This is a genomic window from Streptomyces sp. NPDC006997 (assembly GCF_040635175.1).
Classification (GTDB): Bacteria; Actinomycetota; Actinomycetes; order Streptomycetales; family Streptomycetaceae; genus Streptomyces.
The window spans coordinates 85,327-110,564 of record NZ_JBEYHH010000014.1; the positions used below are offsets into that span (position 1 = coordinate 85,327).

Sequence of the window (25,238 nt, forward strand, 5' to 3'; positions counted from 1 at the left end):
CCCTCTACCGCCGTTGTAACGAGAGGCTGTGGCGCCACGGTCGCGTGGAGTGAGTTGGCCGAGCGGCTGGGCAGGTGGGTCCACGGCCGGGCGAGACGGGCGCCGCGCCCCGTGGACGACAGCAGCTGAGTGAAGGTACCGACGGGGGCGCCGAACGGGGATGCAGCGTGGTTCATGACGGCCGTCGCCCGCTCCGGAACGCTTGATGCGCCCGTCTGCCGAACAGCGGGCCGGCGGTCCCGGCGGCGGGGCGGCCGCACCGGGTCCGCGGGCGGCGCCGTCAGCCGCCGAGCGTCATCGCCTGCTCCGTCCAGATGACCTTGCCGTCCTCGGTGTGGCGAGTGCCCCATCGCTCAGCGAACTGGGCCACGAGGAAGAGGCCCCGTCCGCCCTCGTCCGTGCTGGCCGCATAGCGCAGATGCGGCGAGGTGCTGCTGTGGTCCGAGACCTCGAAGATCAGCACGCGGTCGCGGATCAACCGCGCCTTGATGGGCCCTGTGGCGTGGCGCATGGCGTTGGTGATCAGCTCGCTGCAGATCAGCTCCGTCGTGAAGACGAGGTCCTCCAGTCCCCACTCCATGAGCCGGGCCGAGACGGCAGCGCGTACGCCGCGAACGGCGGCATGATCGCGCTCTACGTCCCACTCGGCGACCTGCCCGGGCCCCAGCACCCGCGTACGGGCGACGAGCACCGCGATGTCGTCGCTCTGGATCTCCGGCAGCAGGGCGTCGAGCACGGCGTCACAGGTCTCCTCTGGCGACCGGTCAATGCCCGCCAGCGTTTCGCGGAGCAGCCGGAGCCCGTCGTCGATGTCCATGTCGCGGCGCTCGACGAGGCCGTCGGTGAACAGGACGAGCCTGCTGCCCTCGCGTAGATGCACCTCGGCGCACTCGAAGGGCAGTCCGCCGATGCCGAGGGGAAGGCAGGACGGCACGTCCAGGAACTCCACCGTCCCGTCGGGGTGTACGAGTGCGGGCGCAAGGTGGCCGGCGCTGGCGATGGCACAGTTGCCGGTCACGGGGTCATAGACCGCGTACAGGCAGGTGGCTCCGGTGACGGTGGTTTCGTCGCCGGCCGCGATCGCGTCCTGGTCGATGAGCGCGACCAACTCGTCCAAGTGGCTGAGGAGTTCGTCGGGCGGCAGGTCCAGGGGAGTGGAGAAGTTGTGCACGGCGGTACGCAGCTGCCCCATGGTGGCCGCGGCATGCAGTCCGTGCCCGACGATGTCCCCCATGACCAGCGCCACCCTGGCGCCCGACAACGGGAGGACGTCGAACCAGTCGCCGCCGACCGCCTGCGCGGGCAGGTAACGGGAAGCGACCTCGACGGCGTCCTGCTCGGGCAGCGCGCGGGGCAGCAGTCTCCGCTGCAGGGCCACGGCCAGTCCGTGCTCGCGGGTGTAGCGGCGTGCGTTGTCGAGGGACACGGCGGCTCGGGTGGCCAGTTCTGCCGCGAGGGAGAGGTCGTCCTGGTCGAAGGGGTCGGGCTTCTCGGACCGCCAGAAGTGGACCATGCCCAGCAGCGCACCGCGCGCGGACAGCGGCGCCGTGATGAGCGAATGGATCCCGAAGTCGATGACGCGGGAGCCCCGCGCGGGGTCCAGGTCCACCTCCCGCCACTCCGTGGACTTGCGCAGATCAGGCACCAGGACCGCCAGGCCGCTCTCGACGGCGCGGGCCTGTGGTGAGAAGGGCGCGAACGTCATCAGGTCGCCGACGGCGAACAAGGGAGCGTCGTCGCGGATGCCGCTGACGGCCGCGCGCTGCATCCGCCTACCGCTGGTCCTCGTGCCGTTCGTCCCCAGTTCCACATCGCGCAGCATGGACTCTGCCAGGTCGACGGTGACGTAGTCGGCGAAGCGCGGAACCGCGACCTGCGTCAGCTCTTCGGCCGTACGGGTCACATCGAGGGTGGTGCCGATGCCGCCGGTCGCGTCGTAGAGCAACTTCAGCCGCCACCGGACCAGCTCGACCCTCTGCGACGCCTCTCCGATCATCTCCATCACTTCTTCGGTGCCGACCTCCTCCTCTCCGGCCACCGCGGCGATCGCAAGCCGCGCGGACGCGCTGCCCACCGAGCCGGCGAGCTGGGCTTCCGCGTGATGGACCAGCTCCGGCGGCGCTCCGGCTGCCGGTGAATCGGGTCTCCTCCCGGGGTAGGAGCGCAACGCCCGCTGGGCGCCCTCCCGCCCGAGGAAGCGCTCCAGCAGGGTCTGCAGTTCTCCGACCGTGGCGCGGACCTGCCAGCGCCGCTCCATGACAGGCTCTTCGAGGACTTCGACGAACCGCTCCGCCTGTGCCCGCTCGGCGGCGTCCGGACGGTCCGCGAGGGAGACTGCGACATACCCGCCGAAGTTCAGCAGTGCACTCCAGAACATCGCATGGCTGATCGGGTCCATTCCCGCCAGGCCGAACAGCTGCTGTGGCCGGAGCAGCCCGATGCCGAGCGGGCCCTCCCTCAGGAAGGAAGAGGGCAGCAGCTCGGCCTCGGCGAAGGTCGGCAGCAGCAGGGTGTACGCCCACACGGCGAATCCCGCCACCAGGCCGACCAGCACGCCCCGGCGGGTACCCCCCTTCCAGAACAGGCCACCCAGGATGGCGGGCGCGAACTGTGCCACAGCCGCGAACGACACCAGGCCGATCGACACCAGTGCCGTCTCCTCGCCCGCGAGCCGAAAGTACGCGTACCCCAGCAGCAGGATCAGCACGATGGTCGCCCGGCGGATGCCCAGCACCAGCCCGGCGAGGTTGTCGCGGTGCGCCAGCCGGGACTTGCTGCGCAGCAGCAGCGGCATCACGAGCGAGTTGGACACCATGGTACTGAGCGCGGTCGTCTCGACGATGACCATGCTGGTGGCCGCACTGAGGCCGCCGATGAAGACGAGCAGTGCGAGTGCCTCGTGGCCCTCGGCCATCGGCAGGGTCAGCACGTAGGTGTCGGCGTTGACGGCCTTCCCGAACCGCAGAAGGCCGCCGGCCGCGATCGGAAGCACGAAGAAGCTGATCACGAGGAGGTACAGCGGGAACAGCCACATCGCCCGTCCGAGGTGCTTCACGTCGACGTTCTCCACAACGCTGATCTGCCACTGCCGGGGCAGCAGCACGATCGCCAGCATGGACAGCACGGTGAGCCAGACCCACATGCCGTAGCCGGTGTGCCCGCGCAGCGTGAACATCGTGGTGAGGCCCGCGTCCGCGGCCCGGGAGAAGAGGTCGTGGAACCCGCCGAACATCCAGAAGGTCACAAAGATCCCGGCCGAGAGGAACGCCACGAGCTTGACCACGGACTCGAACGCGATGGCGGCGACCATGCCCTCGTGGCGTTCGGTGGCGTCCAGATGACGGGTGCCGAAGACGATGGTGAACGCGGCGAGCACCAGCGCCGCGTACAGCCCGGTGTCCTGCCACAGCGGGATATGGCTCAGTTCCGGGGTGGAGGTGAGCTCGGGGTGCCGCCGGATCACCGCAAAGGTGATGGAGACCGCCTTGAGCTGCAGTGAGATGTAGGGAACCACTCCCACGACAGCGATGATCGTCACCAGACAGCCCAGCGCGGTGCTCTTGCCGTAGCGGGCGGAGACGAAGTCGGCCAGTGAGGTGACCCGGTGCCGCTGGCTGATCCGGATGATTCTGCGCAGCACCAGCCAACTCAGCGCGAGCATGATCGTCGGCCCCAGGTAGATCGGCAGGAAGCCGATTCCGGTCCTGGCGGCCCCGCCCACGCTGCCGTAGTACGTCCACGAGGTGGCGTACACGCCGAAGGACAGCGCGTAGACCGTGGCATTGTTGATGATGCTCCGACCGGAATCCGCCCGCCGGTCACCGTAGAAAGCCACTGCGAAGAGCAGGCCGAGGTACCCGGCCGAGACCACGACGATGAACCAGGTCTGGAGCACGGCCTACCTCGATCTGCCGCCGATCACGGCGACCAGACCGATCACGATCGCCCAGACGAGAAACAGGTAAGCCGCGAGAACGGGGACGCCGAAGATCTGGCCCATGTGATCGAACCGCGCCAAGAACGGCGGAACGATCAGCACGAACCCCAATGCCGCTACGGCCGTGAGACCGGGCTGCTTGTCGTCCCGCGACTCCGCCATAAGCCGCCTCCACATCCTCAAGGTCATGCGTCGCGACGTGCACCGGCGTTCGACCGATGTCATACCACGGCGTCGATCGGCGCCGTGGTGACACGCACTCTGCTCAGTTCAGCACGGCCCGGACAGGCCCGCTACCTCGCCGAACCGCCCACCCGCCACCTGGTGCGTGAGGGACGCGTGGCCGGCCGACCCCTGGTTGTCCGCCCACCGGGACGGACGCATCTTGTCGTGCGCCATCCTCGGCGGAGGGGTCTGGCATCGTGGGCGTGCGGTGACGTCTGATCAGGGCAGCCGGTGGCGCGGTGGCAGGGCCCTCCCCCCCCCACCGCTCGGCTCATATCCTCCCTCGCGCATCATGGCCTCCGCATGGCGCAGGTCGTCCGTGTGGGCAGAAAGGCCTCCCACATGTCTGATGACTCATCAGGTATGCCGGCATCCGGTCGGCATGAGTCCCCGCGCGTTCCGGGCGATCGTCCCAACGGACGTCGGTGACGGCGCGAAAGCCCAGGCGGGAAGCCGCCTCGCCTGGCCGGAGCGATGTTGCTCACAGACATCGGACGGGTGCGTCGGTGTAGAGTCGAGACCGCCCTTGACCTGCACAAAGCAGGCAGGGAGCCGTCTTCCAGGAGTCCGACATGCTGCGCACCATGTTCAAGTCCAAGATCCACCGTGCCACCGTCACCCAGGCCGACCTGCACTACGTGGGATCGGTCACGATCGACGCTGAGTTGCTGGACGCCGCTGATCTGCTGCCCGGTGAGCTGGTGCACATCGTTGATGTCACCAACGGTGCCCGGCTGGAGACGTACGTCATCGAGGGGGAGCGGGGGTCCGGGGTCGTCGGGATCAACGGGGCCGCGGCGCACCTCGTGCGGCCCGGGGATCTCGTGATCATCATCAGTTACGCTCAGGTGACCGACGCCGAGGCGCGGGAGCTGGAGCCGAGGGTCGTGCACGTGGACGCGGACAACCGCGTCGTGGACCTCGGTGCCGACCCCTCCGCTCCGGTGCCGGGTTCGGACCAGCAGCGCAGCCCGCAGGCCGTAGGGGGCTGACCGGCGAGGAGTGGGGTGCCCCATGAGTGACATCGAGATCCGCGACGACCGGGCGGCGGGCCGACTGGAGGCCGTCGGCGGCGGTGAGGTGGTCGGACGTATCGAGTACTTCGTCCTCGACGCCCCGCGCCGCGCGCTCGTGCCGGTGCACACCATCGTCGAGCCCGCCCACGAGGGCAAGGGCATCGCGGGCTCGCTGGCCCGTGAGCTGTACGCCGGTGCGGCGCGGGAGGGCGTGGTCGTGGCGCCGCTGTGTCCGTACGTCGTCCGGTGGGCCGAGCGGCACCCGGAGGAGGCACCGGCGGCCGACCCGGAGCTGCTGCGGGCGGCGAAGGCGTGGCTCGCCGCGCATCCCGGCCGGTTCTGAGCGGGAACGGGAGTTTCTCGGTGCTCGCCCTCCTGCACACCTCGCCCGTGCACGTGCCCGTCTTCGACGCCCTGCACGACCAGCACCATCCGGGGCTTGAGCTGCGACATCTTGTTGATGAAGGGCTGTTGGAGCGCGCCCGTGGCTACGGCGGGCCCGCGGGGGTCGCGGTGGACGTGCGGGGCGTGGTGGACCGGGCCGTCGCCGACGGGGCGCGGGCCGTGCTCTGCACCTGCTCGACCATCGGCGCCGTCGCGGAGGCCACGGCCGCCCAGGTGGGGGTGCCCGTGCTGCGTGTCGACCGGCCGATGGCCGCCGCCGCGGTGGCCGCGGGGCCGCGGGTCGTCGTGCTGGCGACGGTGGAGAGCACGCTCGGGCCCACCGTCGCCCTCGTCGAGGAGGAGGCGCGGCACGCCGGTCGGGACGTCGACGTGCGGAGCGTGCTGGTGGCGGGCGCCTGGGAGCGCTTCGCCGCGGGCGACACCGAGGCGTACGCCCGTACCGTGGCCGCCGCTGTCGACGCCGTCGGCGACGCCGACTCGATCGTCCTCGCGCAGGCATCCATGGCCCCGGCCCAGCGGCTGACCACCACGTCGGTGCCGGTGCTGTCCAGCCCCCGGCCCGGCCTCGCGGCCGCCGCGGCTGCCGCGGTGGCGGTGGCCCACCCGGGGGCCTGAGCTGACCCCCGCGGGTGACTGGGGGCGCGGGGGACGGGTAGGCGGGGGAGGAGTCCAGAGCCGACGTACGTTCGCCACTGGCCGGAGGACAGCATGACCGACCCGCACCCGGACCCCGTACCCCCCGGGCCGCCACCGCCCGACCCCGGGCCCCAGCCCCCCGAACCCCACCCCGTACCGACCCCCGAACCCCCACCGGGGCCGGATCCCACACCCCCGCCTACGCCCACACCTCCGCCCCCGACGCCCCCGCAGCCCGGACCCGCCCCGGTGCCGCCGCCCGGCCCGGGCCCCGGTCCCGTGCCGCATCCCCCGCCGGGCCCCGGCCCCGGCCCCAGCCCCCTGCCGGAGCCCGACCCGTCACCCATCCCGCCGGGACCCGAGCCGGTGCCCAGCCCGGAGCCCGGGCCGCCGCTCAGCTGAGGGAGCCGTACACGCGAAGGGGCCCCGCACGCGCGGGGCCCCGACGCATGGGCGTGACGTGGTGTCAGCCCGAGACCTCCGAGCGGTCCCCGCCCCACAGCGTGTGGAACGAGCCCTCCCGGTCGGTCCGCCGGTACGTGTGCGCGCCGAAGAAGTCCCGCTGGCCCTGGGTGAGGGCGGCGGGCAGGCGCTCGGCGCGCAGGGCGTCGTAGTAGGCGAGGGCGGCGGAGAAGCCGGGGGTGGGGACGCCCTGCCGGGTCGCCGCGACGAGGACCTCGCGCCAGTCGTCCTGCGCCGCTGCGATCTCCTGCGCGAACGTCTCGTCGGACAGCAGGCTCGGCAGGTCCGGGCGGGCGTCGTACGCGGCGCGGATCCGGTCGAGGAACGCCGCGCGGATGATGCAGCCGCCGCGCCAGATCGCCGAGACGGCGCCCAGGTCGATGTCCCAGCCGTACTCCTCGCTGCCCGCGGCGATCTCGTGGAAGCCCTGCGTGTACGAGACGATCTTCGAGGCGTACAGGGCCTGCTCCACCCGGTCCGCGAACGCCGCCGCCTCCGCCTCGCCGAGCGGCGTCGCCTTCGGGCCCTCCAGCCCGCGCGACGCCTCCCGCAGCGCCGCGTGGCCGGACAGCGAGCGGGCGAAGACCGCCTCCGCGATGCCCGACACCGGCACGCCCAGGTCGAGGGCGATCTGCACGGTCCAGCGGCCGGTGCCCTTCTGCTCGGCCTGGTCCACCACCACGTCCACGAACGGCTCGCCGGTCGCCGCGTCCACGTGGGACAGCACCTCGGCGGTGATCTCGATCAGGTAGGAGTCCAGACGACCGGTGTTCCAGGTGCGGAAGATCTCCGCGATCTGCGCGGGCGCGTACCCCGCCACGTCGCGCAGCAGCTGGTACGCCTCACCGATCAGCTGCATGTCGGCGTACTCGATGCCGTTGTGCACCATCTTCACGAAGTGCCCGGCGCCGTCGGGGCCGACGTGGGTGACGCACGGCGCCCCGTCCGCCGCCTTCGCGGAGATCTTCTCCAGCATCGGGCCCAGGGAGTCGTACGACTCCTTCGAGCCGCCCGGCATGATGCTCGGGCCGTGCAGCGCGCCCTCCTCGCCGCCGGAGATGCCGGTGCCGACGAAGTGGATGCCGCGCTCGCGCAGTTCCCGCTCCCGGCGCCGGGTGTCCGCGAAGTGCGCGTTGCCGCCGTCGATGATCATGTCACCGGGTTCGAGGAGCGGGGCGAACTCCTGGATCACGGCGTCGGTGGGGTCACCGGCCTTGACCATGATCACCAGTCGGCGTGGGCGCTCCAACGCGTCCACGAACTCCTTGGCCGTCTCGGCCGCGATGAACTCGCCCTCGCCGCCGAACTCCTCCACCAAGGCGTGCGTGCGCGCCACCGTCCGGTTGTGCACCGCGACCGGGTAGCCGTTGCGGGCGAAGTTGCGGGCAAGATTGCGGCCCATGACCGCGAGACCCGTGACGCCGATCTGGGCTTTGCTGCTCATACCGCCTGCTCCCTAGGGGATCCGTTCGTGCCGGGCGTACTGCGTGTGCCGCCAGTCTGCCTTCTGGGCCATCCTGACGTGCCGGTACCCCGGCCGCATGTCCGGTGCCGACGGACACCTGTACGTACGGCGACCGCCACCGGCTCACCGGCCGCCCCGCCGATCCGGCCAACCGAGGGTGCGTAACCAGCCACTTGGGGTGACGCCCGGCCGAATTGCCGTCTTGTCAAGGCCTGTTGAACACGCATACTTTTGGGCCCTCCTGACGCATGTCGAAGGGGCTCTCCCATGGCCGTACGCGGTCGGCACCGCCGGTACCAGCCGAACAGGATCAACCGTGCCTCACTCACCGTCACGGTCGGCGGCGCCGGGATAGCCATCCCCCTCGTCGGCGCCGGCAGCGCCCAGGCGGCCGACGTCGGCACCTGGGACAAGGTCGCCGCCTGTGAGTCCGGCAACGACTGGGACGTCAACACCGGCAACGGCTACTACGGCGGGCTCCAGTTCACCCAGTCCACCTGGGAGGCGTACGGCGGCCCCCGGTTCGCCGCGCGCGCCGACCTCGCCAGCAAGGACCAGCAGATCGCCGTCGCCGAGCAGGTGCTCGACGGGCAGGGCCCCGGCGCCTGGCCGGCGTGCTCGTCGCGGGCCGGACTCACCCGCGGCGGCGCCAGCCCCGAGATCAGACCCGCCAAGGCGCCCGACAGGGCCAGAACCTCCGTGCAGGACGTCCAGCCGCAGACCACCCCGCAGTCACGGGCCGGGAAGGCCGAGATGTACACGGTGGTCCGCGGCGACACCCTCTCCGGCATCGCCGACACCGCGCACGTCCGGGGCGGCTGGCAGGGCCTGTACGCCGTCAACCGCGCGGTCATCGGAGCCGACCCCGACCTGATCCTGCCGGGGCAGCGGCTCAGCCTGCACGGCGAGGCGAAGAAGCACGAGAGCGCCGGGAGCGGGTCCACGGGGGCCAAGAGCGCCGAGAAGCAGAAGACCCCCAGCGCCGAGAAGCAGAAGACCCCCAAGAAGGACCCGAAGAAGGCCCCGAAGAAGGAGAAGAGCTCCAAGAGGGAGCAGAGCCCCAAGAACGAGCAGAGCTCCAAGAAGGCCGCCCCGCGCAAGGAGACCCACTCCGAGCCGAAGACCACGTCACGCTCCGAGGAGCGCGCGTCCCACTCGCTGGTCGCCCCGGTGAGCGCCGCCCTGGGCACCCCGTACCACGCGTCCGGCTCGTCCTGGTCGAAGGGCTACCACACCGGCGTCGACTTCCCCGTGCCCACCGGCACCTCAGTGAAGTCCGTCGGGGCCGGTCAGGTGGTCAGCGCGGGCTGGGGCGGCTCCTTCGGCTACCAGGTCGTGATCAGGCACGGCGACGGCCGCTACAGCCAGTACGCCCATCTGTCGGCGATCTCCGTCAAGGTGGGCCAGCACGTCGGCACCGGTCAGCGCATCGGCCGCTCCGGGTCCACCGGCAACAGCTCGGGCCCGCATCTGCACTTCGAGGTGCGGACGGGGCCCGGTTTCGGTACGGACGTCGACCCGGTCGCCTATCTGCGCGCCGGGGGCGTCAGGATTTGACCCGCGCCCGGTGCCGGTCCAGGACCAGCACCGGGACGAACGCCGCTCCGTAGCCGGAGGGGTAGTACAGCACCGGCTGGTCAGCCGCCCGGGTATCCGCGTCCGCGTCCGCATTCGCTTCCACGTCCGCCTTGGCGCCCTCCGAGTCCACGGGGGCCCGGTTCTCGTGGGCGGCCTCGGAGACCGGCCGTGGCACGAAGACGTCACCGCGCAGCCGCTCGCGCGGCTCGGGGGCCAGCTCGGCCACCGGCTCCGGGTCGTCCGCTCCGGCCTGCCGCCTGTCCTCGGCCCGCTCGCCCCCGGCCCGCTCTGACACCGCGTCCGGGTCCTCGTTCTGGATGCGCTGCGCGGTCAGCAGGATCAGCCCGCCCGCGGCGACCACACCGCAGCTCAGTGCGAGCACGGTGCCCGTGGTGCCGTACCGGAAGCTCTCACCGAACATCGTGATGCCGACCGCGGCGGCCACCACCGGGTTGACCACCGTCAGCGTCGCCAGCGGGGCGGCGAGTCCGGCGCCCCGGTAGGCGGCCTGCGACAGCAGCAGTCCGGCGGTGGCCAGTACCGCGATCGCGGCGAGCGGGGGGAGGTCCGCCGCCGTGACGCCGCCGGTCCAGTCGACCGCGACGGTCTTGGTGAACACCGAGGACATGCCGAAGGCGATGCCGGACGCGGTGGCGAGCAGCATCGCGCGCACGGCGGGGTGCCGGTGCGCGGCGCGGCCCGCGACCATCAGCGTCACCACGACACCGCCGGTCACCAGGAACACCGCCGCCTGCTCGGGGGCGCCGAGGGACTGGTTGTCGGAGGCGCCGACCAGGGAGAGCAGCCCCGCCAGGCCCACGGTCGCCATGATCGCGCCCCGCCAGGCGGTCGCCCCGGCCCTGCGGCCGACGAACAGCGCCGCCATCGGCAGCGCGAACACGATGGTCAGCGCGCCGAGCGGCTGGACCAGGCTGAGGGGGCCGTAGGCGAGCGCCGCGACGTGCAGCAGACCGCCGAGGCCGTTGAGCGCGACCGCCGCCCACCAGCTCGGGCGGCGCAGCGGGGCGTACTGCTGGGTGCTGGGCGTGGTGTCCGCCACGCGCTCCTGCACGATGGCTCCGCCCGCGTACGCGATCGCGGACACGAGCGACAGCAGCACGGACAACGCGAGGGCGCTCATCGGCTGCTCCTCTGCGTGAGGCGGGTGCGCTTCACCCGGCGCGGCGAACGGTCGGCTTCCATAGCCAACACCATGCCTCCCAAAACTGTTCCCGTCGTCGTCCCTGAGCAGGCATTGGGTCCTACTGCCGATGGAGTACGACCTCACCCCTGTCATCCCCAGGTCGGGTGACAGACCCGTCCGGCCCCCTGACCAGGACCCCTGAGGGCCCTGGTAGGACTGCCCTCGTGGCCCTTGGAGCGGAAGACCCGGAAGCAGCGGCGAAATCAGCGGAAGTAGTGGAACTCGATTCCCGACTTGACGCCCTCACCCCGCTGGGCGGCTTCTTCGTCCTGAGGACGATCCTGGACCCGGCGGACCCGGCGGACCCGGCGGACCCGGCGGACGCGCGGCACGCCGGGCTCCCGACCCTCGCCGACGTCTACGGCGGCACAACGTCGGGTACCCACGGCGACTCCGTCGGCTTCCGGGTACGGAAGGTGGCCTGTTCCCTGGGTACCCAGGAACCGCGGACCGCCGCCTCCGTGGCCCACCTGGGCCTGGCCGCCCGGCTCTGGTCGACGGCGCTCGGCTGTGCCGCCGTGTACGGGCGCGTCCCCGACCTCGACCCCGGGCGGCTGCGCTGGGACGCCGACGCCAGCGCCCCCGACGACCTGTGGCTGGCCGGGGTGCGCCCGCTGCCCGGCGACGCGGGGACCGTCGCGGCGGTCGTGCTGGACGCCCACCTCGCACCCCTCGCCGCGCTGCTGCGCGACCGGTACCGGCTCGCCAACGGGCTGCTGTGGGGCAACGCGGCCTCCGCGCTGACCGGCGCCGCCTGCGAGCTGGACCGCTGGGCGCACGCCCACGGCCGCCCCCGGGTCGCCGAGCGCGCCGCAGCCCTCACCCGGCGGCTCCTCGCCCACCCCCGGCTCACCGGGACCGGCACCCTCACCGGCACCGCCTTCCGGCGCCGCAGCTGCTGTCTGTACTACCGGGTGCCCGGCGGCGGCCTGTGCGGCGACTGCTGCTTCACCCGGGCGCCGGACGACTCCTGAGGCCCCTGCGGTCTTCCGTACCCGCGCCCTCATGGGTGACCATGTGGACACCAGCCGCCGAGCCAGGGAGTCGCGGGTGCGAGTCGGACTGCTGACCCGGGAGTACCCGCCGGACGTGTACGGCGGCGCGGGCGTCCACGTGGAGTTCCTCGCCCGGGAGTTGACCTCCCTGGTCGACCTCGACGTGCACTGCTGGGGCGAGGGCCGCGCCACGGGCGTCGTACGCCACCGGCCCTGGCCCGCCCTCGACGAGGCCAACGACGCGCTGCGCACCTTCTCCGTGGACCTGTCGATGGCCGCCGCCCTGGAGGGCCGCGAACTGGTCCACTCGCACACCTGGTACGCCAACCTCGCCGGGCACCTCGCCAAGCTGCTGTACGGCGTGCCGCACGTGATGACCGCGCACTCACTGGAGCCGCTGCGGCCCTGGAAGGCGGAGCAGCTCGGCGGCGGCTATGCGCTGTCCGGCTGGGCGGAACGCACCGCGATCGAGGCCGCCGACGCGGTGATCGCCGTCTCCGGCGCGATGCGCGAGGACATCCTCGCCTGCTACCCGGCGCTCGACCCGGCCCGCGTGCACGTCGTGCACAACGGCATCGACACCGGCCTGTACCGGCCCGACCCCGGCACCGACGTCCTGGAGCGCCTCGGCGTCGACCCGGGCCGCCCCTACGTGCTGTTCGTCGGCCGCATCACCCGCCAGAAGGGCGTGCCGCACCTGCTGCGCGCCGTACGGGACATCGACCCGGCGGCGCAGGTGGTGCTCTGCGCGGGCGCCCCCGACACCCCGGAGATCGAGCGGGAGTTCCAGGAGCTGTACGCGGAGCTGAGCGCCGTACGCGACGGGGTGCACTGGATCCCGCGGATGCTGCCGCGCCCGGAGGTGATCCAGCTCCTCACCCACGCGTCGGTGTTCGTCTGCCCCTCGGTGTACGAGCCGCTCGGCATCGTCAACCTGGAGGCGATGGCGTGCGGGACGCCCGTGGTGGCGTCCCGGGTCGGGGGGATCCCGGAGGTGGTCGAGGACGGGGAGACGGGTCTGCTGGTGCCCGTCGACGACGACTTCGAGGCGGGCCTCGCCCGCGCGCTGGACACCGTGCTCGGCGACCCGGCGGCGGCCTCGCTGATGGGCCGGGCCGGACTGGAGCGCGCGGTGCGGGAGTTCGGCTGGGACACGGTGGCGCGGCGCACGGTGCGGCTGTACGAGGAGACCCTGAAGTAACCGAACACACCCCCGACTTCTCGAACAGGCTTACTCCCTCACCCCACGGGGCACTCATCGGTCAACCAGGGTGAGGGAGGGGCGGCCATGCGTCGTGGAGGACCTTCGGTACTCGGGATCGTGCTGGCGGGCGGGGAGGGCAAGCGGCTGATGCCGCTCACCGCGGACCGCGCGAAACCCGCGGTGACCTTCGGCGGCACCTACCGGCTCGTCGACTTCGTGCTCTCCAACCTCGTCAACGGCGACATCCTGCGCATCTGCGTGCTGACGCAGTACAAGTCGCACTCGCTGGACCGGCACATCACCACCACCTGGCGGATGTCGAGCCTGCTCGGCAACTACGTCACACCCGTCCCGGCGCAGCAGCGGCTCGGCCCGCGCTGGTACCTCGGCAGCGCGGACGCCATCCTCCAGTCGCTGAACCTGGTCTACGACGAACGGCCGGAGTACGTCGCCGTGTTCGGCGCCGACCACGTGTACCGGATGGACCCGCGCCAGATGCTCGCCCAGCACATCGAGTCCGGCGCCGGGGTGACGGTGGCGGGCATCCGGGTGCCGCGCGCCGAGTCGCCGTCGTTCGGGGTGATCACGCCGGGGTCCGACGGGCTGACGGTGGAGCGGTTCCTGGAGAAGCCCGCCGACCCGCCCGGACTGCCGGACAGCCCCGACTGCGTCTTCGCCTCGATGGGCAACTACGTCTTCACCACCAAGGCCCTGATCGAGGCGCTCCAGCGGGACGCCGAGGACCCGGACTCCGTGCACGACATGGGCGGTTCGATCCTGCCCCAGCTCACCGAGCGCGGCGAGGCCCAGCTGTACGACTTCAGCGAGAACCACGTCCCCGGCGAGACCACCCGCGACCAGGGCTACTGGCGGGACGTGGGCACGCTGGACGCGTACTACGACGCCCATATGGACCTGATCGCCGAGCGGCCCGCCTTCAACCTCTACAACCGCAGCTGGCCGATATACACCCACTCGAACCAGCTCTCCCCGGCGCGGTTCAACGCGGGCGGCATCGCCAGCGAGTCGATCATCAGCGCGGGGTGCCTGATCCGCGGGCAGGTGACCCGGTCCGTGCTGTCGCCGGGGGTGCTGGTCGACCCGGGGGCGGTGGTGCAGGGCTCGGTGCTGCACGACAACGTGCACATCGGGCGGGGCGCCGTGGTGCGCGGGGCGGTGCTGGACAAGAACGTGGAGGTACCGCCCGGCGCGACGATCGGCGTCAACCCGGAGCGGGACGCCGAGCTGTACACCGTGTCCCAGGGCGGGGTGATCGCGCTGGGGAAGGGGCAGCGGGTCCCGTAGGGGGGTTTCCTCCGACCGTTCGGCGGCGGTCGTCGCGCGCGCCCTCGTCACATGATGTTAACTGTGCGTAGCGTGATCGTACTTGACCGTAATCGCCCGATCGCGATTAACTGCTGGCTCACCGTCGTCGTCGCGAGGCAAGCCATTGACTTCCGACCCGCTCGCACCCCTCGACCTGGCGTTCTGGAACATCGACTCCGACCGCCACCCCATGCACCTGGGCGCGCTCGGCGTCTTCGCGGCGCACTCACCCACCGCGGGCGCCCACGCGGCCGACCTGCTCGCCGCCCGCGCCGCCGCCGTGCCGGGCCTCAGGATGCGCATCCGCGACAGCTGGCGACCGCTCGCCTTCGGCGGCGCAGCCCGCGAGCCAGACCCCCACTTCGACCCCCTCGACCACGTCCGGCTGCACGCCCCCACCGGTGACTTCCAGCAGGCCGCGGGCCGTCTCATGCAGCGCCCGCTGCAACGCGGACGGCCCCCCTGGGAGGCGCACGTACTGCCCGGCACGGACGGGACGTCGTTCGCCGTCCTCTTCAAGTTCCACCACGCCCTCGCCGACGGACTGCGCGCCCTGGCCCTGGCCGCCGCCGTCCTCGACCCCACCGACCTGCCGACCCGCCGCCCCCGGCCCCCCGAACCCGCCCGCGGCCCGCTGCCCGACGTGCGCGGCCTCCCCGGGATGCTGCGCGGCGCCCTCTCCGACGTCGGCCGCGCCCTGGACATCGGCGCCTCCGTCGCCGTCTCCACCCTCGGCATGAAGACCACCCCCGCGCTGACCTCCGCACCCAGCGGCAGCCGCCGTACCGCCGGGGTGGTCGTCGACATCGACGACGTCCACCGCATCCGCAAGGCGGAGGGCGGCACCGTCAACGACGTGGTGATCGCGGTCGTCGCCGGTGCCCTGCGCCGCTGGCTCGACCAGCGCGGTGACGGCAGCGACGGCGTCGCGCCGCGCGCCCTGATCCCCGTCTCCACACGCCGCCCGCGCACCGCCCACCCACCGGGCAACCGGCTCTCCGGGTACCTGATAAGGCTTCCCGTCGGCGACCCCGACCCGCTCGCCCGGCTCGCCGCCGTGCGGACCGCCATGGACCGCAACAAGGACGCGGGCCCCGGCCGCGGCGCGGGCGCCGTCGCCCTGCTCGCCGACCACGTCCCCGCCCTCGGCCACCGGCTCGGCGGACCGCTGGTCGCGCAGGCCGCCCGGCTGTGGTTCGACATCCTGGTCACCAGCGTGCCGCTGCCCGGCCTCGGCCTGAAGCTCGGCGGCCACCGGCTCACCGCCGTCTACCCCTACGCCCCGCTCGCCCGCGGCCAGTCCCTGGCGGTCGCCGTCTCGACGTACCGCGGCGGCGTGCACTACGGGCTCGTCGCCGACGCCGAGGCCGTCCCCGACCTCGATCTGCTGGCCCGCGCGGTCACCGAGGAGGTGGCGGCGCTCACCGCCGTCTGCGACCCGTGATCACCACGGGTTTGGCGGCAGGGCCCACCGCTCCGTAAAATCCCCTGTTCGAATGCGGTGCGAGCAGCGCGCCACGACGGCAGACCAGGGAACGGCAGCGGCCATGACGGTGACAGACGACTCCGCGACGACCACGGAAGAGGTCGTCCACGGCCCCGGCATCGACCCGGAACGGCTCGCCGTCTGCCTCAGCGTGCTGGAGGAACTCGACACGCTCGACGTCGACCACCCCGACGCGATCCGGATCCGCCGGGCGACCTCGCATATCTACCGCACGGTCAAACAGCGCCGCCGCCAGGAGCGCCGGGCCGCGAAGACCGCCCACGACAAGGCCGTCACCGAGGCCACCGCGACCGGCTCCGCCGAACGCATCGACGACGAGACCGAGGGCATCCTGCCCTCCTCCCGCACCGAGGAGGGCCAGATCGCGGGGATACTCCAGCGCCCCCGCTCCTGCTACATCTGCAAGCAGCGCTACGTCGAGGTCGACTACTTCTACCACCAGCTCTGCCAGCAGTGCGCCGCCGACAACCGCGCCCGCCGCGACGCCCGCGCCGACCTCACCGGCAAGCGCGCGCTGCTCACCGGCGGCCGGGCCAAGATCGGCATGTACATCGCGCTGCGGCTGCTGCGTGACGGTGCCCACACCACCATCACCACCCGGTTCCCGAACGACGCCGTCCGCCGCTTCAAGGCCCAGCCCGACAGCGCCGACTGGATCCACCGGCTGAAGATCGTCGGCATCGACCTGCGCGACCCCGCCCAGGTCGTCGCGCTCGCGGACTCGGTGGCCGCCGAGGGCCCGCTCGACATCCTCATCAACAACGCCGCGCAGACCGTACGCCGCTCCCCGCAGGCGTACGGCGAACTCGTCGCCGCCGAGTCCGCCCCGCTGCCCGCCGGTGAGCTGCCCGCCGCCGAGGTGATCGGCACCTTCGGCTCCGGCGCGGTCGCCGCGCTGCCCGTCGCGGGCGGCGGCGCGCTCACCGCGCAGGACGTCACCGACCTCGCCCTGGTCTCCGGCTCCGCCTCCCTGGAGCGGATCGCCGCCGGAACCGCCATCGACGCGGGCGGCCTGGTGCCCGACCTGCACGACACCAACAGCTGGGTGCAGACGGTGGAGGAGGTCACCCCGGTGGAGCTGCTGGAGGTGCAGCTCTGCAACTCCACGGCCCCCTTCATCCTCATCAGCCGCCTGCGCCCGTCGATGGCGTCGGCCGCCTCCCGCCGCACCTACATCGTCAACGTTTCCGCCATGGAGGGCGTCTTCGCCCGCGGCTACAAGGGCGCCGGGCACCCGCACACCAACATGGCCAAGGCCGCGTTGAACATGCTGACCCGCACCAGCGCCCAGGAGATGTTCGACAAGGACGGCATCCTCATGACCGCCGTCGACACCGGCTGGATCACCGACGAGCGCCCGCACCCCGACAAGGTCCGCCTCGCCGGGGAGGGCTTCCACGCCCCGCTCGACCTCGTCGACGGCGCCGCCCGCGTCTACGACCCCATCGTCCGCGGCGAGCAGGGCGAGGACCTGTACGGCGTCTTCCTGAAGGACTACGCGCCCGGCAAGTGGTGAACCGTCCGGGCCGCCACCAGCTCCAGGACCGTACGCCAGTCCTCCAGGACACCGGCGTCAAGACCCGGCACCGCGGCGGCCTCGTGCGCCTGGCGCAGGGTCAGGGCGTCGTCGGCGAGCGGGTCACGGGCGAACGCGGCGGCCTCGGCGGGCGACATCGCGCCGTTCCCGGCGCCCGGCGCGCCCGCCGGGGACGAGACGGCGGCGAGGTACCGCTCGGCGGGCGCGTGCAGCCACACCAGCCGCGCGACCCGCTCGCCGAGCAGCGACCGCACGGCGTCGGCGGCGCGGGCCGCGTCGCCGCGGGGCGGCGTCTCAGCGAGTACCTGCACCAGCCCCGCCACCTGGAGTTCCTTGTCGGCGGGGCGACTTCGGCGCAGCAGCGCCGCCGTCCGCAGCGCGTGGTCGCGCCGTTCGCAGACGTACAGCAGCTCCATCAGCTCCCCGACGCCGCGCACTTCCATGCGTCCGTCCTCCCGCGAGACAGCCGTAGCGGAAAGCCACGCAATCATGAGCAGCTTGCGGACGGGCCAACGGGACCTGAACTGAGGGCCCGTCCGCCACACAGGTATCGAAGCGACGTTCGACCGGATAGGCCGAGCGGGTGGTCGGCGGGCCGGGCATCATGTAACGAACAGGCGCAGAACGGTGCGAAGCGCATACGTTTCGACTTGGCATAGTTACACCTTGTTTTCAGCCCCATCGAGCGGAGGCCCGCTCATTTGGTTAATCTGTAGCGGACGGACAGCAGTACGGGGCTCCACCCAACCCACGGTCCGTCCCGGGACAAGCCGGTACACCACGGCCCGCTCTCCCGCGACTTGCCGGCGCCACCGCGTCCGACTGTTTCCACCAGGACCCGAGGGCACCGGGCGGCCGGAGCGCGGCCGGACGGCACGTCCCGAGGGTTACCCGACACATAAGGAGTGCGCGGTGACACCGGAGAAGACGAATCGCGACCAACGCCCCAAGGAACGCCCGGAACGCGCGAGCCGCAGGCCCGGCGAGATCGGCAGCCTCGACGTGTGGGCCCGGTCCGCCCCCATCCGACTCGCGGGCTACGAGGACGACCTCGCCGAGCCCCACATCCTGCCCAGCGTGGACTGACCCCGGGACGTCCCCTCGCGATCGCCGCCCAGCATGGGCGTGCCAGACTCACGCCCATGCTGATCAGGGAAGCCACCGCCGACGACTGGCCGCGCGTCTGGCCCTTCTGGCACCGCATCGTCGCCGCCGCCGAGACCTACGCCTGGGACCCGGACACCACCGAGCCCGCGGCCCGCGCCCTGTGGATGCACTCGGCCAAACGGGTGTACGTCGCCCAGGACGCCACCGGCGCCGTCGTCGGCTCCGCCTACCTCGCCCCCAACTACGGCGGCCCCGCCGCCCACCTCGCCAACGCCGGTTTCATGGTCGACCCCGACCACGCCGGACGCGGCATCGGCCGCGCCCTCGCCGAACACGTCCTCGCGGAGGCCAAGGCCCACGGCTACCGCGGCATGGTCTTCAACGCCGTCGTCGAGACCAACCCGGCGGTCACCCTGTGGAAGTCCCTCGGCTTCACCGTCCTCGGCACGGTTCCGCAGGCGTACGACCACCCGAAGCACGGCCTCGTCGGCCTGCACGTCATGTACCGCGCCCTCTAGTCCACAGGCTGGTCCAGGGGCGCCGTACGCCGCCACGGCCGGGCCCGCTCGATCCCCGCCGCCAGCCCCAGCAGCGCCGCCTCCGACCCCGGCCGCCCCACCAACTGCACGGCGGTGGGCGCGCCCGAGGGCAGCGTGCCCAGCGGCACGACCAGCGCGGGCCAGCCGACCAGGTTCCACGGCGGCGTGAACGGCGAGTACGCCGAGTTGGCGACGAGGTTGCGCAGCCAGCCCCGCTCGTGCCACTCCGCCGCCCGCGGGGCCCGCCGGGCCAGCGCCGGGGTGAGCAGCACGTCGTACGCGCCGAAGAACGGCTCCAGACGCTGGCGCAGCGCCGTTCGGGCCCGCCCCTCCCGCGCCCGGTCCACGAACGGCCTCCCCACCGCCGCGTGGACACGCGTCCGCCGGGCCAGCAGCCGCGGGTCGAGGTCGCGCGCGTCCACCGCCGTGCCCGCCGTCCACTGGGTGAGCGCGGTGACGCCCAGCGACGCCGGGTACGGCGGGTCGGCCCGGCGCACCAGGTGCCCCGCCCGCATCAGCACGCCCGCGGCGTCCCGCGCGGCGCTCGTATACGGCTCACTGACGGTGATCCCGGCGAGCGGGCTGCGCAGCGAGAGGGCGACGCGGAGGCTGCCGAGGGTGCCGCTCGGCGCGTAGTCGGCGTCCGCCAGCACGGAGAGCGCCAGGGCGGTGTCCTCGACCGTCGTGGCCAGCGGCCCGTTCTCCGCCATGGCGAACCAGTCGCCCTCGCCGATCCCCGCGGGGACCACTCCGTGCCCCGGCTTCACGGTGACGAGACCGCAGTTGGCGGCGGGGATGCGCAGCGAGCCCATGCCGTCGTTGCCGAGCGCGACCGGCACCATGCCCGCGGCCACGGCGGCGGCACTGCCTCCGGAGGACCCGCCCGCCGACCGGGTGGTGTCCCACGGGTTGCGCGCGGTGCCGTACGGGCTGTCCGTGGTGCCGAAGACACACAGTTCGGGCACGTTCGTCAGCCCCACGACCACCGCCCCGGCCGCCCGCAGCCGGGCGACGGTGACATGGTCCTCGGCGGCGGGCGTGTCCGGCGTCGCGGCCGAGCCGACGCGGGTCGCCTCCCCGCGCACGGCGAGGTTGTCCTTGACGGCCACGGGGACGCCCGCGAGGGGCAGTTCGGCCAGGTCACCCCGGGCACCGGTCTCGTCCGCCTCGATCAGCGCCCGCTCGGCCCGTACCTCCCGGAAGGCGCCGATCCGGCCGTCCCACTCCCGGATCCGACGGAGGTGCTGTTCGACCACCTCCCTCGGTGTGACCCGCTTGTCCCGTACGGCGGCGGCGATGTCCACGGCGGTGCGGCCGGTCCAGTCGGTCACGTGGGCTCCTCGGGGTGCAGGTCGGGAGGGAGAAGACGCAGGGCGCGGGCGCGGTCCTCGGGGGAGAGGCGGGGCGTCGCGGCGCGGGTGAGGCGGAACAGGCCCAGATGGGCCTCGGCGGACTCGTGGGCGGTGACGAGGCGTTCGGCGGCGTCGAGGCGGGTGGGGGTGGGGGCGTCGGGGTCGTTGAGGATCGCGGCCAGGGCCCGGGTCGCGGGCCTGCGCCAGGCACGGTACCGGGTGAGGGCGGTGGCGGCGGTGACGCGGGCGGCGGCCGGGTGGTCGGCGCCGTCGAGGACCCGGCGGTAGGCGGCGACGGCCTCCGAGCCGATGTCCAGCTCCTCCCAGGCGGAGGCGGCGGCGAGGTGGGCCTCGGGGTCGGTGGTGGCGGGGGAGGAGAGGTCGTGGAGGATACGGCGGCCCTCCTCACCGAGGTCCTCAGCGAGGAGGGCGGCGGCCTGGGCGCGGGCGGGGAGCGGGGCGGAGGGGTCGGCGGCGAGGGCTCGGGTGAGGGGGATGCGGTTGTGGGCGCCGCTGGTGGGGAGGGAGCGGCAGATGGTGACGCGGAGTCGGGGCGGGGTGGCGGGGGTGGCGGCGAGGTCGTACCAGGGTGCCTCGGGGAAGCCGCCCCCGATCTCGGCCGCCGTGATCCGCTCCGTGAGCGGCGCCTCCGGGTCCCTGGCCCAGTCGAGGAGCAGGTCGTGCAGCCGACCGGCCTCCGGGTGCTCGTGCATGAGCAGGGCGACGCGGCGCAGGTCGGTGAGGGCGCTGGGGGAGCGCTCGGCCACCAGGTCGAGCCACCGCGATACGGCCTCCTGGGCGTCGACGCCCGCCAGGGCGCCCGACTCGACGGTGAACGGCTCGCCGCCCACGCCGTAGGTGAGGTTCTCCCACACCGCCGGGTAGATGCCGGACGAGGAGCACCGACCCGCCGCCAGGTGCAGGCTCAGCCGGTGCAGGGGGTCCGCGCTCAGCCCCGTCATCCGGGCCCTCCACCGTGGGTAGGGCACCAGTCCCACGGAACGCGCGCTGGCCTCGGCCCGGTCCTCCGGATCCATGCCGGGATCGTCGGCCAGCCGGTTCAGCCGGGCCCGCAGCAGGGGGGGCGAGTGCCGTCCGGCGCTGGCAGCGGGCCTCGATGGACAGCAGGGAGGCGGCGGGCACGGTCTCGTCGGCGAGCAGGCCGTGCAGCCGCTCCCACAGGGCCGCGTCCGGGTGCAGGGCGTCGGCGAGTTCCAGCAGCCGGTACAGGTGTTCGTCGAGCAGCGCGGCGTCATCGAGGAGCCGGTGCAGCGCGTCGGAGGCCCCCCGGATGTCGACCTCGGCCAGGTCCGCCAGGGCGGCGACACGTTGCGCCCGGCCGGTGCCGGAGTCCTCGGCGATACCGCGCAACAGGGCCGACGCGGTGCCCCGGCGACCCGCGTTCAGGAGCCGCCGTGCCGCGTTCCGGCGTACCGAGCCGGGCAACGCGGTGTCGCCCGCCATGGCGGCGAGGGCGTCGCCCTCCGCGGCGGGATCCGGATGCGGGATCTGGGTGAGGGCGAGCAGCCTGTCGCTGCCGCTGATGCCGGGGTCCGCCGCGAGCCGGGTGAGGACGTCCCGTACCGACTCCGCTTCGCCCGGACGGATCAGCACGTCGGTGAAGTGCACCCGGTCGCCCACGGGCAACGCCGGGTCGGTCAGGAGGCCCAGAAGGAGCTGCCGATGCCGCGTGGACAAGCCGAGGTCCTGGAAGGAACGGGCGAGGTGGCCTACGTACCAGGGCTCCAGCGGCTGGCTGAGCAGCTCCTCCGCGCACTCCTCGGCGGCCTGGTGCCGGCCGACCTGCACCAGGCGCGTGACGGCCTCCACCCGCGTGTAGGTGGGGAACCGCTCGTCACGCGCGGTGCGTTCGATCAGGTCGTGGTCCTCGCACATGACGACGGCGGTGTAGGCGGTGGTCTCCGCCACCGCCGGGTCGGTGAGGATGTCGGACGCCAGGGTCTGTTCCGCGGTCCGTTCCGCGCTTCCCCCGGACTTCCGCAGCCGCCAACTCGCCTTGTAGCGGAGGTGGAGGGGCAGCGAACGGTCGTTGCACAGATGAAGGGCGTTCTCCTCGTCCGGGCCGGAGCGCAGCGTGCCGGTCAGATAGCGGTACTTGGGGGAGCCGGGGTCACCCATCGCCGGGTTCCCGGCCAGCGCGTCGGTGAGTTCGGCCCACGCGGCCCGGTCCTGGACGGTCGCCAGGTGAGGCCGGAAGGTCTCGACCGCGAGCGCGGGGAACTCGATCGTGCCCAGCACCTCGCGGAACGCCGTCAGTCCGGTCGGCTGGTCCAGCCCGAACAGCGCGACCGCGGCCTGACACCGCTGGCTGGGCAGCAGGTCCGGGTCGCGGACGAGGGCGAGCAGGCGGTGGACCGCCCCGGCGGGATCGCCCGCGTCGGCGAGGAGCTGGGTCGCCTGGATCCGTTGGGCGCTGGGCAGGCCGGTGTCGTCGGCGAGCCGCGCGGCCAGCTCGGCTGCCCGGTCCGCGTCCCGGCGTACGTAGTGCCGCAGGGCGTCGGTGCGCGGCTCGTGCGGGACGGCCGGGTCGTCGACGATGGCGCGCAGCTTAGGTGGCTCCAGCACCGCGAACAGCCGGTCGAGCACGCTGGGCACACTGAGATCGCCCACGGACACGGAGCGGCCGTACAGCTTCAGCACCGCCCGAGCGAACCGCGCCGTCAACCCCTGGTCCACCACCAGCCCATCACTCAGGATCGTCGCGCACAGCAACAGGTCCCGCCAGCCCCCGTTGTCCACCGCCGTGCGCAGGAACTCCCCGAGCGGCATCCCCCGTTCGTGCCAGTGCGCGGCCATGAACAGGGCCACGTTGGGTCGTTCGGCGGCGATCTCCTCGCGGATGATGCGCAGGGCCTCGGGGTCCTTAGGGCTGAGCCGTTCGGCGGTCGCGCACCCGGCGAGGTACTCCTGCACGGTCTGGTGCGGGAACGCCAGTTCCCCGCCGCGCTGGGTGACCAGCCCGGTGAAGGTCAGGGCGCGCAGCACCAGGTCCCTGGGCGGCGCCTCGGGCGCGAGCTGTTCGAGGACCTGGTCGAGCAGGGGCCGCGCGTCGCCGCCCTGCCGCTGCTCGGCCACCAGCCGCAGCACCTCGTGCATACGGTCCAGCAGGTCGGGCGTGATGCCGTGGCCCCGCTCGGCGGTACGGCTGAGGCGCTGCGCCCCCTTCTCCCGGAGGATGCCGACGAACCGGCCGTACAGCTTGGCCGGATTGCGCGGGAGTTCGGACAGGGCCGCGACGACGCAGATCATCGTCAGGGTCAGCGGGTTGCGGGACACCTCGCCGAGCCGCCCGTGGCGGACCTCGGCGACCAGCTCGGTGGCTCGCCGCTCGGCGTCCGGCACCTTCAGCGCCGTGAACCACGCCAGGGCGACCCCGCTGATCTCCTCGTCGCCGAGCGGCAGCAGGGCGTACCGCCGCAGCGCGCTCAGCCGGTCCATGTCCGCGTGCAGCAGCGACCGGCTGGCCACGACGAACCGCAGGTACGGCTCCCGCGCCCACCGCTGGAGCCGCTTGATCACCTCGCGCCGGGCCTCGGGGTCGAGGACCTCGTCGAGGCCGTCGACGCAGACCAGCCAGTCCACGGAGGGCAGGGGCGCGCCGGTGAAGACGTCGGCGGGCAGCGAGCGCCGCAGGCCCGGCAGGTCCCGGGCGACCGCCGCCGCCACGGCCTCCGGGAAGGGCAGGTCGAGCAGTTGGTCGGCGGTGACCCGCACCGGCAGGTACGGCGGCGCCTGGCCGGGGTCCTCAAGCCACGCCGTCGCCGCGGTGAGCGTCACGTGCCGCAGCAGGCTGGACTTCCCCGAGCCCGCGCCGCCCGTGTACAGGACATGGCGGTCGGACTCCAGCACGCTCTCGGCGGCGGTCTCCTCCCTCTCCGCGGACCGGGCCGCCGCTTCCCCACCCGGCTTCGACGCCTCCTGCCGCACGTACACCCGGGACAGCGGTACGTCGCCCACGTCCGTCAGGAGTGAGGCGTACGGGTGCTCGTCCGCGCCGTCCCGGGCCGCCGCCAGATAGTCCCGGAGCGCGGGGCCCGGGTACCGGAGCTCCCCGGCCCGCAACTGCTCGTCGGTGAGGGTGTTCAGCCAGCCGACCGGCGGGTCCGGCACCGTGCACCGGGCGAGGATCTCCGCCACCGGGACCATGTGGGCGCTGCCCGCCGCGTTGGCGGTGGTGATCATGCCGCACACCGCGCCCGTGCGGTGGTTGACGACGGGGCTGCCGCTGAAGCCCTCGCCCACCGGGGTGCCGTACACCCGCGGCATCGCTATCGCGTCGTCGTCGAACGTCAGCCGGGAGTCGCCCTGGTACTCCAGGACCGCCCACTGCCCGGCGCGGAAGTCGCCGCGGGGATGGCCGTAGACCGACACGGGGTCGCCCAGGGACGCGTGGGGGGAGATGAGGACGGGCGAGACCCCGTCGATCTCGCCGCGCAGGACCGCCAGGTCCAGGCCGTTCGCCGCGTGGTAGCGGTCGTCGGGGGTGACCTTCAGGGTGACGTCGTGGCCGGTCGACGCGATCCGGGCCCGTACCGTGTCCGTGCCCGTGACCACGTGGGCGCAGGTCACGACCACACCGGGTGCGAGCACGAAACCCGTGCCGCCACCGCCGTCGGGCCGGTCGAGCGCGACCGTCGCGGCCTTCAGCGCGCCCTTCCAGGCGTCCACCACCCGTGCCCCTCCACGCTCGTCGGACGGACCGCTCATCGTAGCGGCCCGGGT

Annotated in this window: 18 protein-coding genes; 11 read left to right on the forward strand and 7 right to left on the reverse strand. The window is 72.9% G+C overall.

Going from position 1 to position 25,238, the window contains the following annotated elements:
- Window positions 1-280: 280 nt before the first annotated feature.
- Both ABZ659_RS16065 and ABZ659_RS16070 read right to left on the reverse strand, forming a co-directional pair.
- Complete coding sequence (locus tag ABZ659_RS16065; RefSeq protein WP_360219238.1) at window positions 281-3,895, reverse strand: SpoIIE family protein phosphatase; 3,615 nt, start codon at window positions 3,893-3,895, stop codon at window positions 281-283.
- 3 nt (window positions 3,896-3,898) lie between these two features.
- Window positions 3,899-4,099 (reverse strand): hypothetical protein, encoded by a 201-nt coding sequence (locus tag ABZ659_RS16070; protein WP_360219241.1) that lies wholly within the window; start codon window positions 4,097-4,099, stop codon window positions 3,899-3,901.
- A 635-nt stretch (window positions 4,100-4,734) separates the two neighbouring features.
- Here ABZ659_RS16070 and panD point away from each other — a divergent pair.
- The 3 genes from panD to ABZ659_RS16085 are packed head-to-tail and all read left to right on the forward strand — an operon-like array spanning window position 4,735 to window position 6,198.
- Window positions 4,735-5,154, forward strand: coding sequence for an aspartate 1-decarboxylase (panD, locus tag ABZ659_RS16075; RefSeq protein WP_360219244.1), 420 nt, complete (start codon window positions 4,735-4,737; stop codon window positions 5,152-5,154).
- 22 nt (window positions 5,155-5,176) lie between these two features.
- Entirely contained in the window at window positions 5,177-5,521 is a 345-nt protein-coding gene (locus tag ABZ659_RS16080; RefSeq protein WP_360219247.1) for a GNAT family N-acetyltransferase, read from the forward strand.
- A 20-nt stretch (window positions 5,522-5,541) separates the two neighbouring features.
- The gene (locus tag ABZ659_RS16085) at window positions 5,542-6,198 is read left to right on the forward strand and encodes an aspartate/glutamate racemase family protein (protein ID WP_360219250.1); all 657 of its coding nucleotides are present in this window, start codon (window positions 5,542-5,544) and stop codon (window positions 6,196-6,198) included.
- 487 nt (window positions 6,199-6,685) lie between these two features.
- On the opposite strand, the gene gndA is transcribed toward ABZ659_RS16085, so the two are convergent.
- The gene (gene gndA, locus ABZ659_RS16090; protein WP_360219253.1) at window positions 6,686-8,125 is read right to left on the reverse strand and encodes an NADP-dependent phosphogluconate dehydrogenase; all 1,440 of its coding nucleotides are present in this window, start codon (window positions 8,123-8,125) and stop codon (window positions 6,686-6,688) included.
- A 288-nt stretch (window positions 8,126-8,413) separates the two neighbouring features.
- Here gndA and ABZ659_RS16095 point away from each other — a divergent pair, with 288 nt between their 5' ends.
- Window positions 8,414-9,703 carry a transglycosylase family protein gene (locus tag ABZ659_RS16095; RefSeq protein WP_360219256.1) on the forward strand — a complete coding sequence of 430 codons (1,290 nt, stop codon included), beginning with the start codon at window positions 8,414-8,416 and terminating at the stop codon, window positions 9,701-9,703.
- On the opposite strand, the gene ABZ659_RS16100 is transcribed toward ABZ659_RS16095, so the two are convergent.
- Window positions 9,693-10,865, reverse strand: a complete 1,173-nt coding sequence (locus ABZ659_RS16100; protein ID WP_360219259.1) for a DMT family transporter — start codon at window positions 10,863-10,865, stop codon at window positions 9,693-9,695. The genes ABZ659_RS16095 and ABZ659_RS16100 overlap by 11 nt on opposite strands.
- Window positions 10,866-11,143: 278 nt before the next feature.
- On the opposite strand from ABZ659_RS16100, the gene ABZ659_RS16105 reads away from it, so the two are divergent.
- From ABZ659_RS16105 to ABZ659_RS16125, 5 genes are all read left to right on the forward strand, one after another.
- Window positions 11,144-11,902 (forward strand): (2Fe-2S)-binding protein, encoded by a 759-nt coding sequence (locus ABZ659_RS16105; protein ID WP_360219262.1) that lies wholly within the window; start codon window positions 11,144-11,146, stop codon window positions 11,900-11,902.
- 76 nt (window positions 11,903-11,978) lie between these two features.
- A complete protein-coding gene (gene glgA / locus ABZ659_RS16110; protein WP_360219556.1) occupies window positions 11,979-13,124 on the forward strand; it encodes a glycogen synthase in 1,146 nt (381 codons plus the stop codon).
- Window positions 13,125-13,211: 87 nt separating this feature from the next.
- The gene (gene glgC / locus ABZ659_RS16115) at window positions 13,212-14,432 is read left to right on the forward strand and encodes a glucose-1-phosphate adenylyltransferase (RefSeq protein ID WP_360219265.1); all 1,221 of its coding nucleotides are present in this window, start codon (window positions 13,212-13,214) and stop codon (window positions 14,430-14,432) included.
- A 145-nt stretch (window positions 14,433-14,577) separates the two neighbouring features.
- Window positions 14,578-15,897 (forward strand): wax ester/triacylglycerol synthase family O-acyltransferase, encoded by a 1,320-nt coding sequence (locus ABZ659_RS16120; protein ID WP_360219268.1) that lies wholly within the window; start codon window positions 14,578-14,580, stop codon window positions 15,895-15,897.
- Window positions 15,898-16,000: 103 nt separating this feature from the next.
- Complete coding sequence (locus ABZ659_RS16125) at window positions 16,001-17,476, forward strand: SDR family NAD(P)-dependent oxidoreductase (protein WP_360219271.1); 1,476 nt, start codon at window positions 16,001-16,003, stop codon at window positions 17,474-17,476.
- Here the strand turns inward: ABZ659_RS16125 and ABZ659_RS16130 are convergent.
- A complete protein-coding gene (locus tag ABZ659_RS16130; RefSeq protein ID WP_360219274.1) occupies window positions 17,455-17,940 on the reverse strand; it encodes a metal-dependent phosphohydrolase in 486 nt (161 codons plus the stop codon). The genes ABZ659_RS16125 and ABZ659_RS16130 overlap by 22 nt on opposite strands.
- A 469-nt stretch (window positions 17,941-18,409) precedes the next feature.
- Here ABZ659_RS16130 and ABZ659_RS16135 point away from each other — a divergent pair, with 469 nt between their 5' ends.
- Together ABZ659_RS16135 and ABZ659_RS16140 are read left to right on the forward strand one after the other, a co-directional pair.
- The gene (locus tag ABZ659_RS16135; protein WP_360219277.1) at window positions 18,410-18,583 is read left to right on the forward strand and encodes a hypothetical protein; all 174 of its coding nucleotides are present in this window, start codon (window positions 18,410-18,412) and stop codon (window positions 18,581-18,583) included.
- A 56-nt stretch (window positions 18,584-18,639) separates the two neighbouring features.
- On the forward strand, window positions 18,640-19,122 hold the full coding sequence (locus ABZ659_RS16140) for a GNAT family N-acetyltransferase (RefSeq protein ID WP_360219280.1): 483 nt from the start codon (window positions 18,640-18,642) through the stop codon (window positions 19,120-19,122).
- Here ABZ659_RS16140 and ABZ659_RS16145 read toward each other — a convergent pair.
- Both ABZ659_RS16145 and ABZ659_RS16150 read right to left on the reverse strand, forming a co-directional pair.
- Window positions 19,119-20,474, reverse strand: a complete 1,356-nt coding sequence (locus tag ABZ659_RS16145; RefSeq protein ID WP_360219283.1) for an amidase family protein — start codon at window positions 20,472-20,474, stop codon at window positions 19,119-19,121. The genes ABZ659_RS16140 and ABZ659_RS16145 overlap by 4 nt on opposite strands.
- A 438-nt stretch (window positions 20,475-20,912) precedes the next feature.
- Window positions 20,913-25,187 (reverse strand): trypsin-like peptidase domain-containing protein, encoded by a 4,275-nt coding sequence (locus tag ABZ659_RS16150; protein WP_360219286.1) that lies wholly within the window; start codon window positions 25,185-25,187, stop codon window positions 20,913-20,915.
- Window positions 25,188-25,238: the final 51 nt, after the last annotated feature.

Bases quoted from the DNA above. Each gene is read 5' to 3' on its own strand.
- ABZ659_RS16070 (WP_360219241.1), bottom strand. From the start codon at position 4,099: ATGGCGGAGTCGCGGGACGACAAGCAGCCCGGTCTCACGGCCGTAGCG.
- panD (WP_360219244.1), top strand. From the start codon at position 4,735: ATGCTGCGCACCATGTTCAAGTCCAAGATCCACCGTGCCACCGTCACC.
- ABZ659_RS16080 (WP_360219247.1), top strand. From the start codon at position 5,177: ATGAGTGACATCGAGATCCGCGACGACCGGGCGGCGGGCCGACTGGAG.
- gndA (WP_360219253.1), bottom strand. From the start codon at position 8,125: ATGAGCAGCAAAGCCCAGATCGGCGTCACGGGTCTCGCGGTCATGGGC.
- ABZ659_RS16095 (WP_360219256.1), top strand. From the start codon at position 8,414: ATGGCCGTACGCGGTCGGCACCGCCGGTACCAGCCGAACAGGATCAAC.
- ABZ659_RS16100 (WP_360219259.1), bottom strand. From the start codon at position 10,865: ATGAGCGCCCTCGCGTTGTCCGTGCTGCTGTCGCTCGTGTCCGCGATC.
- glgC (WP_360219265.1), top strand. From the start codon at position 13,212: ATGCGTCGTGGAGGACCTTCGGTACTCGGGATCGTGCTGGCGGGCGGG.
- ABZ659_RS16125 (WP_360219271.1), top strand. From the start codon at position 16,001: ATGACGGTGACAGACGACTCCGCGACGACCACGGAAGAGGTCGTCCAC.
- ABZ659_RS16130 (WP_360219274.1), bottom strand. From the start codon at position 17,940: ATGGAAGTGCGCGGCGTCGGGGAGCTGATGGAGCTGCTGTACGTCTGC.
- ABZ659_RS16140 (WP_360219280.1), top strand. From the start codon at position 18,640: ATGCTGATCAGGGAAGCCACCGCCGACGACTGGCCGCGCGTCTGGCCC.